Genomic DNA, 12,765 nt, shown 5'->3' on the forward strand with positions numbered 1-12,765 from the left:
GCGTTGACATCCGACAACCTGAAAAAACGGCAGGATTACAACCCGGGGCCGCGAGTGGGCATCACGTTCTCGACTTTCGATCTGCTGCACGCCGGGCACATCATGATGCTCGCTGAGGCGAAGCGACAGTGCGATTACCTCGTCTGCGGGCTCCAGATGGACCCAACGCTGGATCGTCCGGAGAAGAATGCGCCGACGCAGACGGTCGTCGAGCGTTACATTCAGTTGCGTGGCTGCGAGTACGTGGACGAGGTCGTGCCTTACTCCACCGAACAAGACCTGGAGGACATCCTCCGTTCCTTCAAGCTCGACGTTCGTATCGTCGGTGACGAGTACCGGGACCGCGACTTCACCGGTCGTAGCTACTGTGAGGAGAGCGGAATCGAGCTCTACTTCAATGGACGCGATCACCGCTTTTCGAGTTCAGGTCTTCGCAAGATCGTCGCGGCGAAAGAAGCCGAGCGGGTCGCGCGCTCATAGCGCGACTGCGCTGAGCTGCATCCCGACCATCTTGCGAAGGGATTTTGGTTCAGCCGCTGCGTCTGGGGTGATGAGGGAGCGGGTTTCGTCGGCAACTTTTCGCAGTTGGTTTAGAGACCGATCATGGCACGTAGCTCTTGAAGCGAGGCCGACGCGGTGCTGAGAGGCGCCTGAACATCGGCGGCAGTATCGATCGCAGAACGAAGCGCGCGCAGATCGCTTGCATACGTGCTCACGCCGTCATACCACTCTGACGAGATGGAACTCGGTGCGACCACGCCTGACAGGCGATCGGCGTCGCCCTGCAGGCTGTCCACGACCTGTGCTGCCTCCTGGCCGCTCATGTTCGCAACCATGTCCAAGCCGGTAACGGCGTCATCGAGCCAGGGCTGAACCTGACCGACGAAAGTACCCATATCGGGGTCCGGTACAGGGGGAGGGGTCGTGATCGGCTCAGAGGGCTCGGTCGACGGTCCATCAGAAGGCGCAGCAGACGGCGTACCAGAGGGCGTCGTGGTGGCCGATGCCGACGGCGTGGCACTCGCATCGGGACCGGGAGTCTCATCGCGCGGAATCAAGAAGAACAGCACAGCCCCGATGATCACCAGCGCCGCGACGATGAGTCCGACGATCAGCCAGACGCGACCTTTGCCGCTCTTCTTCTCTTCCTCAGGGAAAATCCATTCCGCCTGCGGTTTCTGATCGTCGCTCACTGCTGCTCCAATGCAGGCATCGGCTTCCACGTGCGGTCGCGTCCGATCTTCCCGCCATCACGGATGCCGCGGAAGAGGTTGCTCGTACCGCGCACGGTGCGTTCGACGAAAACGAGACGAATCAGTTCCTTGAAGAACGTCGCGGTCGATCCCAGTCCGAACAGCACAGGGTTGTACACGCCGTGCGTGCGGTAGTACTGCTTGATGAAGCCGCGGTTGCGCATGATGTAGTACCGGTATGCGTTGCTCGAAGCGTTCATGTGCCGGACGCCCATGTCCCACTGCTTGATCTCGCGCGTGCGGCGCAGCACGAACTCATCGACGATCACGGCGGTGGTCAGACGCGACGCCAGCCAGCCGTACATCTGGTCATCCCAGTAGATGAAGAACCGGGGGTCAGGCAGGCCGATCTGCGCGACGATCGAGCGGTGGATGAACATTCCCTCGAAGCATCCGCTGTTCATCTCTTTGAATCCGGAGGCGTCGAAACCTGCCGGAGCGAAAGGAATCGGGATGCCCATTCGGTCGGCGATGCGGTACTGCCAGTAGAACTCGCTGCCGTCGTAGTCGTAGCGGCGGCCCTGGATGCTCTTGAAGCGCGGCGCCCAGTTGCCCATCTTGGCGAGTCCGTCGGGAATGACCTCGACGTCGTCATCCATCATCCAGATCCACTCGCTGCCGAGTTCGTACGCGGTGCGCATACCCTCGCTGAATCCGCCGGAGCCGCCGGTGTTCGTGTCGAGCTTGCGGTAGACGATCTCGGTGCCGATGGTGCCCCGGAACGACTCGACGACCTCGGTGGTGTCATCGACCGAAGCATTATCGACGATCACGACGTGCCCGGGTTTCGGATCCATCACGGTGATGCTCGTGAGGAGGCGAGTGAGCAGATGCGAGCGGTTATACGTGACGATCACGATCGTCGCCTGTGCCGGATCGAACGAATGCTGGCTGGGTGTCACGTGGATATCTCCGGTGTGCGCTCGCGGGCGCGTGGTAGGCATGAGAAGTCTTGGCCGGGGTCTAGCCTACCCGCCGTACCCGTGAATCCCGTCTTACTCGAGTCGCCCCAGCGTAGGTATCACGCCCGTGTTCGCGGCGTCGATGCTCTCGCGCCACGATCGCGATTGTCCTGCGCGCAGGGCACACAGAACGAGCATGAACCAGCCCGCACCCGTGAGGGTGAAGCTCTCGAACATCGAGTCGACAGCGAGCGTCACCAGCACGAGCGGGGTCCATGCGTACACGACCGAACGTCGCGCACTCGCGACCAGCCAGGATCTCACCAGCGCGACCCCGCCGAGGAGAACGAAGAGCAGGAAGCCGGCGATGCCGAGCTGCAGCAGCACATCGAAGAATGCGTTCAGCGCACTCTCGTGGTGGTTGTCGAGCTGGTAGTTGATGAAGCTGAACGGGTACTCGCCGCGTTCCCACGTGCCGAACCAGCCCCAGCCCTGGAAGGGTTTGAGAGCGACGAAGTTCAGAATCTCGTTCCAGAGATCCGCGCGGGTCGAGAAATCCGAGCCCGCACCCATCCACGCGATGATCGGATGCCGGAAGAGGAAAGCCACCCCGAGCGTGAGAACGACCAGTGCTCCCAGCATCCACTGCACGATCGTGCGACGCGTGATCGGTGTATGACGCACGATCGTCAGCGCACCTGTTGCCGTGCCGACGACGACCGCGAGCACGAGAACCGTGGGGGAGGCCGACAGCAGGGCGAGGAATCCTGCCAGCGCGATCGAGGGGACGGCGATGGGGGCGGCCACCGACTGCGTCCGCCACTCGATCACGAAGGTGATCAGCGCGATGACGGCGATGAACCCCAGCATGTTGCGGGTGCCGAACAGTCCCTGGATCGGGCCTCCCGCTGCGAGATTGCCCTCAATGGCGAGAAACTTGATCGGCACGTCGAGCAGGATCCCGGAGAGGATCTCCACTCCCAGAGACAGACCGAGCAGCACTCGCAGCGTGTCGCCGATCGCGCGCACTGTCTGCAGCGTGTCGCGAATATGCCCGATCGTGATCGCGAGGAAGGCGAAGCCGAAGAGCCACACCCAGGCAGTCAGCGTGTCACCCCGATCCGTGGACCACAGCAGGCTCAGCAGAGCCAGTACGAGGAACATCAGCAGTGATGTCGGAGCGACTCTCAGCAGCGACAGCTCTTCGCGCCGCACGAACAGAATCGCGGCCCCCAGAACCGCCAGGATCAGGATGATCGTTGCGAACGTGACACGCGATGTCATCTGCTCGATCGCGAACGACCCGAACGTCGCCCCCAGTACCGACAGCGTGTAGGCCCGCGCCATCGAGGTCGACCCGAGGAGTCGGCTCACACGCGCTTGTGCTGTCGTCACGGGATGCGCCGAGCCGCACGACCGCGCTCGGTCACGCGGGACTGTTCGCTCAGCCCGACGCCTGCGAGGGGCACGGATTTGATCTTGAAGGAGAACAGCACCAGAAGCAGCCAGCCCCACAGCATGATCGGGGTGGACTCCGCCAGACCCTGCACGAGCAGGACCACTGTGAACAGCACCGGCAGCAGGGTCAACGGCGAGTATGGTCGGTCAGCGCGCAGATCCCAGCGAGGCCGGTCCGCGGCGAAGAACCAGGAGCGCCACAGCAGGCTGAGGTACGCCACCGCCATGAGCGCGAGTCCCACCACTCCCAATTGCATCAGCACATCGAGCCACATGTTGTGTGCATGGAAGACCGTGATGCCGTGGTCGACGATCCATCCGTCGAATGCCGGGTCGGTGGGGATCCATGGGCTCGAGAACCCGTTGCCGAAGATCGGGTGGTGACCGGCGCGCTCGAGCACCGTGGTCCAGATGAGATCGGTGCGACCGGTCAGGTCTGCTCCGCGCCCGAGGGCCGTGAACAGCGGCTGACGGAAGATGATGAGCGCCGCGGCCGAGGCCACGACGATCGCGCCGCAGGTGGCGTAGATACGTGCGTGTTCCCGTGGTCGCCGGGCACGACGGATCAGCAGCGCGACCAGGAGCACGACCGCGGCGGCGAGGGCGCACAGGTACGCCGTGGCCGACGACGCCCGCAGCATCAGGTAGGCCGCCAGGATGAGCCACAGGATGTGGGTGGCGCGCCAGCGGGCGTGCTGCGCGATCCGCACGCTGAAGGTGATGACCGCGAAGAGCGCGACGATCGCTAAGACGTTGGAGTTTCCGACGATGCCCTGAATGCGTCCGCCGTCGACGAGGTTGTTGCGCACCCAGTACAGATGCGGATCGATATCGCCGTCGGGCACAGTGAGGAAATTCGGCAGCAGCGGATGCTGGATGACGACCGACACCCAGAGCTCGAGAGCGAGCGACAGGCCGAGAATCCACTTGAATGCGGACGACAGAGACCTGACGATCTCCTCCCAGCTCAGCGCGTGCGCGATGAGCAGGCCATTGACGGTCACCGCGGCCAGCAGCACCCACGTGATGATGGTGGGTCCTCGCCACTGCGACCAGGCGACGGAGAGCAGAGCGAGGCAGGTGTACCCGACGGCAGACCAGGGAAGGCGACGCCACGCGAACGCGTGCGGCTGCTTCTTCGCGATCATCGGGATGCCGATGGCGCACGCAGCCAGAAGCATGACGACCATGACGATTCCCGCGCCGTAGATGCCCACGAGGTTGTAGACAGCGGTGTGCGCGAACGCGACGATCAGCACGAGAGTCGCGTACGCGCGCAACAGCAGATGCCCCGTCGACTCGCGCTCTGGCGCGGTGGGCGGGGCTGTCACGGGATGCTTCATGTGCTGCGCCATCGTCATCAGGCTACCGCGCACCGCTCCGCCTTCTGCTGTGCCACGGCATGATCGATACGCTTGATGCCATGCTGCTGAGCCTGTCGAATGCCCCCCGCGACTACGCCTGGGGTTCGCCCACTCTTCTCGCGGAGCTCGAAGGCCGCCAGGCCACGGGCGCTCCCGAGGCGGAGGTCTGGTTCGGGGATCACCCCGGCGACCCGGCAGACGTCGCAGGCGGCACGACGCTGGATGCCATTACCGGCGGCGCGCTGCCGTATCTGCTGAAGCTCCTCGCGGCAGGCGATCCGCTGTCGATCCAGGTGCACCCGACTATCGCGCAGGCGCGTGACGGCTGGGCGCGAGAGGCGGAACTCACAGCGGATGACCCCCACCGCAACTACCGCGATGACAACCACAAGCCCGAACTGATCGTCGCCCTCAGCGAGCGCTTCGAAGCGCTCAGCGGGCTGCGTCCGGTCGCCGACACTCTGCGCCTTCTGGATGCTCTGGGTTCGTCGAAGGGCGTTATCGCGCTGCGCGAGAGGCTGAGCGCCGAAGGCGATGCGCTGCGCGACACGATCGCCTGGTTGCTCTCTGGCACGGCCCAGACCGAGGTCGACGAGATCATCGCCGCAGCCGTGGATGCGGCATCCGCCGAGTTCTCCGCGGAGCTGGACGGCATCCGTTCGATCGCCGCGCGCAACCAGAGAGACCCTGGTGTCGTCGTGGCGCTGCTGATGAACTTCATCGTGCTCGGCCGAGGCGAAGGTATCTTTCTGCGGGCAGGGCTCCTGCACGCCTACATGTCTGGACTGGGCGTCGAGATCATGGCCGCGAGTGACAACGTGCTGCGCGGAGGGCTCACGTCCAAGCACATCGACGTGCCCGAGCTGCTGTCGATCCTCGACACGACGCCGGGAATCGTGCCGGTGCTGAGGCCCGCGGCATCCGATTCAGTGACGTCATACCCTGTCGACGTGCCGGACTTCGCACTGCGTCGCGTCGAGCTGACAGGCGCACCGGTTTCTGTCGACGTCACCGGTCCCGCAATGGTGCTCGCCACCGGGGGAGAAGTGGTCGTCGAGGGTGCGGATGCCGCCGCGCGCGCGGTTCCGATCGGCCAGGCGATCTTCGCTACTGCCGACGAGCGCACGCTCGTGCTGCGCGGGTCGGGTGAGGCGTTCATCGCAGAGCCGGGCGCTGTTTCCTGAGCCGCTTCGCGGGTGCCTGCCGCAGGGATCTGGCGCGACACGCCGCAGACACGCCGTGAACCTTCAATACACGCTTGAGGGTTTATCCTCCACGACTTGACCCGATCGAATGACACGGGTGTAATTAGTGGTGCAAGGCCCAGCGGGGGGCAGTATTTAGGGCAAGGAGAACGATATGACGGGTTACCGTTCCGACGTTCCCGAGAATTGGTTTGTCGATCCGGTCAATCTCGGGGTTCCCGGGGTTCGTCGTCCAGAGCAGGACGATGACACCGCACTGGCGTGGCAGACCGACGCACTGTGTTCGCAGACCGATCCAGAGGCGTTCTTTCCTGAAAAGGGCGGATCGACCCGCGATGCGAAGCGCATCTGCTCATCGTGCGATGTTCGAGGCGAATGCCTCCAGTACGCGCTGGGCAACGATGAGCGCTTCGGAATCTGGGGCGGCCTGAGCGAGCGCGAGCGTCGCAAGCTCAAGCGCCAAGCAGGCTGAAACCGCACCTTCGTGGTCGCTTCGCGGCCACGCCGCGTGCGATCAATGGATCGCCGGTTTCTGCGCATAGGCTGACCTGGCTATGCCAACCCGAGTCCATGCCATCATCGTTGCGCGTCCTGGCCCCTCGTCCCGCGCACAGTTGCTGCGCACACTGGATGCACTGACCCTCCAGACACGACCACCCGAAGCGGTGACGCTGGTCGTCTGCGGCGACGGCACCGCCGCGCGGAAGAGCGAAGAAGTCGGTCGCGTCGTCGAGAGCATCATTGAGGCGCGCGGGAGCACTTCTTTCGCCGAAGGCGTGCAGATCGGACTCGCCCGAGTCCCCCAAGGCTCAGCAGTATGGGTGCTCGCGCACGACACCGCCCCGCATCCTCAGGCGCTTGCACAGCTTGCGGGAGCGCTGGAGCGCTCTCCCTCGGCAGCGATCGCTGCGCCCAAACTCGTCGACGTCGACAACGATCGCGAGTTGGTCAGCCTCGGCGTCACCATGACGGCCCTGGGCCGCTCGGTCGAACTTGCCGCAGGCGAACTCGACCAGGGCCAGCATGATGGACGTGACGATGCGCTGGGTGCCGACATCCGCGGTGTGCTCATCCGCAGCGAAGTTCGCGATCGTCTTGTTCCAGACCCCGCTCTGGATGGGGCCGACGAGGGCCTCGACCTCGGCGTTCGTGCGCGCCTCGGGGGAGGACGCGTCGTCCTCGCTCCCGGCGCACGAGTCTCCGTCAGCCCTGATGGGCCCGCCGCGCTTCCTCAGCGTGCCGCGCAGCGCGCGTTCGTTACGCGCGTCGCGCAGCTGCACCGGCGCCTCTCCTACGCCCCCGCAGCGGCCGTCCCGCTGCACTGGCTCACCTTCCTGCCGCTCGCGCTGTGGCGAACGATCATCCACCTGATCGGCAAGCGTCCCGCCGCGGTCTTCCCGGAGTGGGGAGCCGCGCTCACCGCGATGTTCCGGTTCGGGGCAGTCGCACGTTCTCGGCGGAGCATCCGTGCGTTCCGCAGCACGAGGTGGTCGAGCATCGCACCGCTGCGCATCACTCGCGGCGAGCTTCACCGCCGTCTCGACGACGGCCACGGCAGCGAAGGCGGCGCGGTCAGCGAGCTCAACTTCTTCTCCGGCGGTGGCGCCTGGGCCGTGCTCGGCGCACTGATCGTCAGCATCGCAGCTTTCACGTCGCTGCTCGCGTGGCCCACCCTCGGAGGCGGGGCGCTCCTCCCGCTCCGCGACACCGTCAGCGCGCTGTGGCAGGACGCCGCCTGGGGGCAGCGAGGCATCGGCATCGATGTCACGGGCCCCGCTGATCCCTTCGCCGGCGTCATCGCGGTCATCGGCACGCTGTGGGCGGGCGCACCCTCTCTCGCGATGGTGCTGCTCTGGCTTCTCGCCCTGCCGCTCGCCGTGCTCGGAGGTTGGTTCGCGGCGACGAGGATCACGGACCGCGGGGGGCTGCGCATCTTCGGCGGTGTCGCGTGGGCACTCGCTCCCACGTTCCTCACCGCGCTGAACGAGGGTCGCCCCTCTGCGGTGCTCGTGCACCTGCTGCTGCCGTGGCTGTTCCACTCCGCCGTCGTCGCCCACCGCTCCTGGGGGGCAGCGGGCGCGGCATCCGTCATTCTCGCGGCGACGCTCGCGTGCGCGCCCTCACTCGCGCCCGCATTCGCCGTGCTCTGGGTGCTGGCGATCATCATCGTGCTCACGCGTGTGTGGTTCCATGGGGCGGTTCGTCTGCTCTGGATGCTCGCGCCCACGGCCGCACTGTTCGTACCGCTCGTCATCTGGCAAGTGCAGAACGGAAGCATCTGGGCTGTCTTCGCCGACCCGGGTCTCGTCTGGGCCGGCCCGCAGGTGACCCCTGACGGCGTGGGGCGTCTGCTACTCGCGAGCGGATTCCCGACCGGGGATCTTGCCGGCTGGACTGAGGTGCTGGACCCGACGGTGGCCATGTGGGCACCGGTGCTGATTGCACCGGTGGCTCTTCTCGCGCTCGCGGCCGCGGTCGCGCCACGCTGGGGCGCGGGGGTCACTCTTCTCGCGGTGACGATGACAGGGCTCGCGACAGCGTTCGTCGCCGTCGGAGTGTCTGTCAGCTTCGCGCACGGAACGCCCGTCGAGATCTGGCCCGGAACGGGGTTGAGCCTTGCCTGGGCCGGCCTCGTCGGCGGCGCGCTGGTCACGCTCGATACCGCCATCACGATGCCGCGGCTTCGAGTCATCGCCGTCACCATCGCCGGCCTGTGCCTTGCGATCTGCGCAGTACCGGCGCTGACCGCGCTGCACACCGACCGATCCGCGCTGACCAACGGGCCGCAGAGCACACTTCCCGCGTACGTCGCGGCAGAAGCCAGAGGCGACCAGCCCGTTTCCACCCTCGTTCTCACACCGTTGAACGACGGGGCTCTCGCCGTGGACGTGGTCTGGGGCCCGAGCGCGACGCTCGGCGCGCAGACCACGATGCTCAGCACCGCCACTGAGCCCCAGGGCGTCGACCTCAGCGCTCTTTCCGTCGACCTCCTTTCGGCGCGCACTTTCGATGCGCCCGCCGAGCTCGCGCAGTACGGCATCGCCTACGTGCTCCTCGACCAGGTCGACGGCGACGAGTCGGATGCCGCCAGAGCGTTCCGCGTCGAAGCGGTCACCGCGCTCGACCAGCGTGCGGGCTTCGTGAAGGTGGGCGAGACCGACAAGGGCGTGCTGTGGCGCCTGGACGCCGAACCGGCAGAGCGCAAGGGCCTCACACTCGCCGAGGCGGGAACGGCAAGCACGATCACGGCGATCCAGCTCATCGTGTTGTTCGCCGCACTGCTGCTGGCGGTTCCGACCCGCGCGTCGCGTCGGGCGGCCAGGGCCCAGTCCCGCATCGTGGGGCGTTCGCCCGAAGAACCTCTCGTGCTGCCCCACCGCCGTGAGGACGACTTCCTGCACGGTGAGGACGAGGTGCAGTTCGAAGAGCCTGCTCCGGTGGAGCCAGAAGCGGACGAGACGCCTGAAGAGGCTGCGGAGCCCGAAGAGCCTGAAGCTGCCGACGTCGTTGAAGCACCGGAAGAGCCGGAAGAGCCCGAAGTGCTTGAAGATCCCGAGAATCCCGAAACAGTCGACGGAACCGAGGAGGAGAGATGATTCGCAACCGAGCGATCAGAGTCGCCGCTACCGGTGCCCGCCTCCTCATCGGCGCGGCGATCGCCGTCGGCTGCGTTGTCGCCGTCGTCGCAGCGGTCGCGCTGCCGTGGCCCGGTGTGGCTGCGGAACCCGCGCAGGTGGCTGTCACGCCCACCGCAGGGGACGCGACCCTGGTCTGCACAGGATCATTCCGTGCCGTCGGTCGCAATGCCTTGGATGCTGCGCAGCAGATGCCGGCCGGCACTCCGGAGCTGACCGTCGACAGCAGCGGAGAACGTGCAGAATCGACGCTCGAGGTTCCGGAACTGGGCGACACCCCAGGTCCCCAGCGGTTCATCGCCAGCGCTGAACAGGGCGGCGCACCGCTTCTCGCAGCGGCTGAAGCGATCACACTCGCCTCGGACGACCTCACCGGTCTTGCCGGAGCCGCGTGCCGCGAGGCGCGCACCGAATCATGGTTGGTCGGTGGCTCCGTCGAGACCGGAACCAACGATCTCATCGTCCTCAGCAATCCGGGCGATGTGACCGCGACCGCGACGATGACCGTGTTCGGTCTCGCGCAGACGTCGACCACACAGCTCGTTCCCGCTGGCACCCAGCTCTCGGTGCCGCTCTCATCGATCGCTGCGGGCACTCAGGATCCTGTCGTGCGCATCACCGCGTCCGGCGCCCCGCTGCGCGCGACGCTGCAGTCTTCACTCATCCGCACCCTCGACCCGTCTGGCGTCGACCTGCAGGACAGCGCGGGTCCGCCGAGCAGCACCGTAGTCTTCGCCGGCGTCCAGGTGCTCGCCATAAGCGCCGATACCCCGCTCACCGTGCTGCGGCTGCTGGCAACAGACCAGACCACCAACGCCCGCGTCACTGTGCGCGCTCAGGGGGCTGCCGCTGTGAACCTGACGGTTCCGCTGGAAGCGGGAACTCCTACCGAAGTGAACCTGGACGGACTCGAACCCGGCGTGTACAGCGTCGAGGTCGAAGGCGATGCGCCGATGGTCGGAGCCATTCGTCAGGCGGCGCGAGCAGGTGCAGGCAGCGATTTCGCGTGGATGACACCCGCACCGGACCTCCACGGCGAGACGTACGTGGCGATTCCGAATGTCCCGGGCTCGCGCGTCCACCTGGTCAACTCAGGAACTGCGGATGCGACCGTCGTTCTGGCGCCAGCATCCGACACAGACGCCGGGGAAGAGATCAGCATTCCCGCGGGTGGTGACGTCCTCGTCGAGGTCGATGCGGACTCTGTCTACTCGCTTGCAGCCGACAAGACGATTCACGCCGCGGTCATCCTCGCGACGAGCGATAACGCGCTGGCCGGGTGGCCGGTGTGGGCGGGCGCTGCCGCGCAGGAGCCGATCACGGTCTACCCCTGACCCTTCGACCGGCTCAGGGATCGACCGGCTCAGGGATCGGCGGGCTCAGGGATCGACAGACCGAGCTGCTCAGGAGCCGTTGGGTCCGAACTCCCACGGATCCCGACCGACGTATTCTGCCGCGGCGCGGAAGACGGCGCTCTCGATGGCGATCCGCCGATGGATGTCATCGTCGTGCCCCGGAGGCAGCAGACGCTCGATGGGTATGCGGAACAGCACGATCCGTCTGGCATCGCGGTCGATGTGCCAGCGCGGGATGCCGCCGTCGTCGGCGCGCAGCGGCAGTGCGCCGATCTCGAATCGAACTTCCTGCAGCTCGGGCCAGGTGCCGCGCAGAAAGTCCACCGCGGTGCCGATTGTGACGTCGAATCGGTCTACGCGGCCTTCCAACGGCGGCAGCGGAGGGCGAACGACCTCACTGCGACCCAACCGCCCATGCCGTCCGTGACGCGCTCCGCGGCGAGGCGCGGCGGCACTTTCTGTACGGCGACGAGGCATGTCCAAAGTCTAGGCTGTTGCGCGCGGCATCCGGGTCTGTGCGCACCACGGCCGTAGGGTGAACGAGATGAACGCAAGACTCTGCTCGAAGGTCGCCTGTGCGCGTGAGGCGGTCGCCACGCTCACGTTCGACTACGGCGATCAGATGGCGGCTCTCGGTCCTCTCGGCGCCGCCGGAGACCCGCACGCGCATGATCTGTGCGCTCAGCACGCAGAAAGGCTCTCCGTGCCCAGCGGATGGGTCGTCTTCAGGCACGAGGCGCTGCGCGCCTAACGATCCCCGGGCCGGTCGAAGGGCTAGACGCCGACGCGTCGCCCGGTCAGCTTCTCTGTCCTGGCATCCGCGATCGCGAGTGCCCGACGCTCGCGATCGCGACGGAGCACCGTGATCGCGATCAGCAGCTGCTCCGGGTGGGCCGCCGGCTGGGGTGAAACATACGCGGAAGACTCTGCGACCAGGTCCTGCGCGACGCGGGCGCGCGCCGACGGTGACATCTTCTCGGCGTGCTGAAGGAACTGCGAGATGCGCCGGGCCAGACGATCCGGCATCCGAGCGACATCGGCGATCTGCGCCCAGCCCGCGAGCGCGGGCGGGAGCACGGGGACCAGCGGCAGAAGCTTCGGCGTGCGCACCCGCTGGCTGTACGTGCCCGCCACGAGGTCTCCCAGGCGCTGCGAGCGGGCGGTGAAGGCCCCGGAGAGGATCGCAATGGCTCCGAAGGTCATGTAGATCTCGAGCACCCCGATGAGCGCACGGATGAACGCGTGTCTGAACCCGGCCGCACCTCCGTCGAGGCGGACGATTCGCCCGCCGACAGCGAGCTTGCCGAGACTGCGGCCGCGCAGGGCGACCTCCATGACGATCGGCACGATCACGAAGCAGACGACCATCGCCGTGATGTTGAGGATGCCGTCGATCGATGAAGCGATAACGCCCACCCCGAGCAGCCAGATCCGCAGCCAGAGGAACAGCGCGAAGAGTACCCAGCCGACGACCATGTCGATCAGGGCTCCCAGCGCGCGCATGAAGAAGCCGAGCGGCTGCACATCGATGGCGACCGCTTCTCCCGAGAGAACCTCGTCGGCGGTGTCGATCGGCGTGGACATGAGTACAGT

General features: G+C 66.2%; 12 protein-coding genes. 6 read left to right on the forward strand and 6 right to left on the reverse strand.

Annotation, left to right across the window (positions count from 1 at the left end):
* Positions 1-3 precede the first annotated feature (3 nt).
* On the forward strand, positions 4-480 hold the full coding sequence (locus tag ACTU6U_RS04255; protein ID WP_443467933.1) for an adenylyltransferase/cytidyltransferase family protein: 477 nt from the start codon (positions 4-6) through the stop codon (positions 478-480).
* Positions 481-590: 110 nt separating this feature from the next.
* On the opposite strand, the gene ACTU6U_RS04260 is transcribed toward ACTU6U_RS04255, so the two are convergent.
* From ACTU6U_RS04260 to ACTU6U_RS04275, 4 genes are read right to left on the reverse strand one after another with little or no spacing between them, the layout of a single operon-like run.
* Entirely contained in the window at positions 591-1,193 is a 603-nt protein-coding gene (locus ACTU6U_RS04260; RefSeq protein ID WP_443467934.1) for a flagellar basal body-associated FliL family protein, read from the reverse strand.
* Entirely contained in the window at positions 1,190-2,197 is a 1,008-nt protein-coding gene (locus ACTU6U_RS04265) for a glycosyltransferase (RefSeq protein ID WP_443467935.1), read from the reverse strand. Before ACTU6U_RS04265 ends, ACTU6U_RS04260 begins: the two co-directional genes overlap by 4 nt.
* A gap of 51 nt (positions 2,198-2,248) precedes the next feature.
* Positions 2,249-3,550 carry an O-antigen ligase family protein gene (locus ACTU6U_RS04270; RefSeq protein WP_443467936.1) on the reverse strand — a complete coding sequence of 434 codons (1,302 nt, stop codon included), beginning with the start codon at positions 3,548-3,550 and terminating at the stop codon, positions 2,249-2,251.
* Positions 3,547-4,968, reverse strand: coding sequence for an O-antigen ligase family protein (locus ACTU6U_RS04275; protein ID WP_443467937.1), 1,422 nt, complete (start codon positions 4,966-4,968; stop codon positions 3,547-3,549). The genes ACTU6U_RS04270 and ACTU6U_RS04275 overlap by 4 nt, the downstream gene beginning before the upstream one ends.
* 68 nt (positions 4,969-5,036) lie before the next feature.
* Between ACTU6U_RS04275 and manA the strand changes: the two genes are divergently transcribed.
* From manA to ACTU6U_RS04295, 4 genes are all read left to right on the forward strand, one after another.
* Positions 5,037-6,161 carry a mannose-6-phosphate isomerase, class I gene (gene manA, locus ACTU6U_RS04280; RefSeq protein ID WP_443468422.1) on the forward strand — a complete coding sequence of 375 codons (1,125 nt, stop codon included), beginning with the start codon at positions 5,037-5,039 and terminating at the stop codon, positions 6,159-6,161.
* Between the two features lie 175 nt (positions 6,162-6,336).
* Positions 6,337-6,654: a WhiB family transcriptional regulator gene (locus ACTU6U_RS04285; RefSeq protein ID WP_443467938.1), complete on the forward strand. Its 318-nt coding sequence runs from the start codon at positions 6,337-6,339 to the stop codon at positions 6,652-6,654.
* Between the two features lie 82 nt (positions 6,655-6,736).
* The gene (locus ACTU6U_RS04290) at positions 6,737-9,778 is read left to right on the forward strand and encodes a glycosyltransferase (RefSeq protein WP_443467939.1); all 3,042 of its coding nucleotides are present in this window, start codon (positions 6,737-6,739) and stop codon (positions 9,776-9,778) included.
* Positions 9,775-11,151 carry a DUF5719 family protein gene (locus tag ACTU6U_RS04295; protein WP_443467940.1) on the forward strand — a complete coding sequence of 459 codons (1,377 nt, stop codon included), beginning with the start codon at positions 9,775-9,777 and terminating at the stop codon, positions 11,149-11,151. The genes ACTU6U_RS04290 and ACTU6U_RS04295 overlap by 4 nt, the downstream gene beginning before the upstream one ends.
* A 69-nt stretch (positions 11,152-11,220) precedes the next feature.
* Here ACTU6U_RS04295 and ACTU6U_RS04300 read toward each other — a convergent pair whose 3' ends face one another.
* Positions 11,221-11,649 (reverse strand): hypothetical protein, encoded by a 429-nt coding sequence (locus ACTU6U_RS04300; RefSeq protein WP_443467941.1) that lies wholly within the window; start codon positions 11,647-11,649, stop codon positions 11,221-11,223.
* Between the two features lie 67 nt (positions 11,650-11,716).
* Here ACTU6U_RS04300 and ACTU6U_RS04305 point away from each other — a divergent pair, with 67 nt between their 5' ends.
* The gene (locus ACTU6U_RS04305) at positions 11,717-11,923 is read left to right on the forward strand and encodes a DUF3499 family protein (RefSeq protein ID WP_443467942.1); all 207 of its coding nucleotides are present in this window, start codon (positions 11,717-11,719) and stop codon (positions 11,921-11,923) included.
* 23 nt (positions 11,924-11,946) lie between these two features.
* Here the strand turns inward: ACTU6U_RS04305 and ACTU6U_RS04310 are convergent, their stop codons facing one another.
* Positions 11,947-12,756: an RDD family protein gene (locus ACTU6U_RS04310; RefSeq protein WP_443467943.1), complete on the reverse strand. Its 810-nt coding sequence runs from the start codon at positions 12,754-12,756 to the stop codon at positions 11,947-11,949.
* Positions 12,757-12,765: the final 9 nt, after the last annotated feature.

It is taken from the genome of Microbacterium zouquanmingi (assembly GCF_052266695.1).
Taxonomy (GTDB): domain Bacteria; phylum Actinomycetota; class Actinomycetes; order Actinomycetales; family Microbacteriaceae; genus Microbacterium.

Bases quoted from the DNA above. Each gene is read 5' to 3' on its own strand.
- ACTU6U_RS04265 (WP_443467935.1), bottom strand. From the start codon at position 2,197: ATGCCTACCACGCGCCCGCGAGCGCACACCGGAGATATCCACGTGACA.
- ACTU6U_RS04275 (WP_443467937.1), bottom strand. From the start codon at position 4,968: ATGGCGCAGCACATGAAGCATCCCGTGACAGCCCCGCCCACCGCGCCA.
- manA (WP_443468422.1), top strand. From the start codon at position 5,037: ATGCTGCTGAGCCTGTCGAATGCCCCCCGCGACTACGCCTGGGGTTCG.
- ACTU6U_RS04285 (WP_443467938.1), top strand. From the start codon at position 6,337: ATGACGGGTTACCGTTCCGACGTTCCCGAGAATTGGTTTGTCGATCCG.
- ACTU6U_RS04290 (WP_443467939.1), top strand. From the start codon at position 6,737: ATGCCAACCCGAGTCCATGCCATCATCGTTGCGCGTCCTGGCCCCTCG.
- ACTU6U_RS04295 (WP_443467940.1), top strand. From the start codon at position 9,775: ATGATTCGCAACCGAGCGATCAGAGTCGCCGCTACCGGTGCCCGCCTC.
- ACTU6U_RS04300 (WP_443467941.1), bottom strand. From the start codon at position 11,649: ATGCCTCGTCGCCGTACAGAAAGTGCCGCCGCGCCTCGCCGCGGAGCG.
- ACTU6U_RS04305 (WP_443467942.1), top strand. From the start codon at position 11,717: ATGAACGCAAGACTCTGCTCGAAGGTCGCCTGTGCGCGTGAGGCGGTC.
- ACTU6U_RS04310 (WP_443467943.1), bottom strand. From the start codon at position 12,756: ATGTCCACGCCGATCGACACCGCCGACGAGGTTCTCTCGGGAGAAGCG.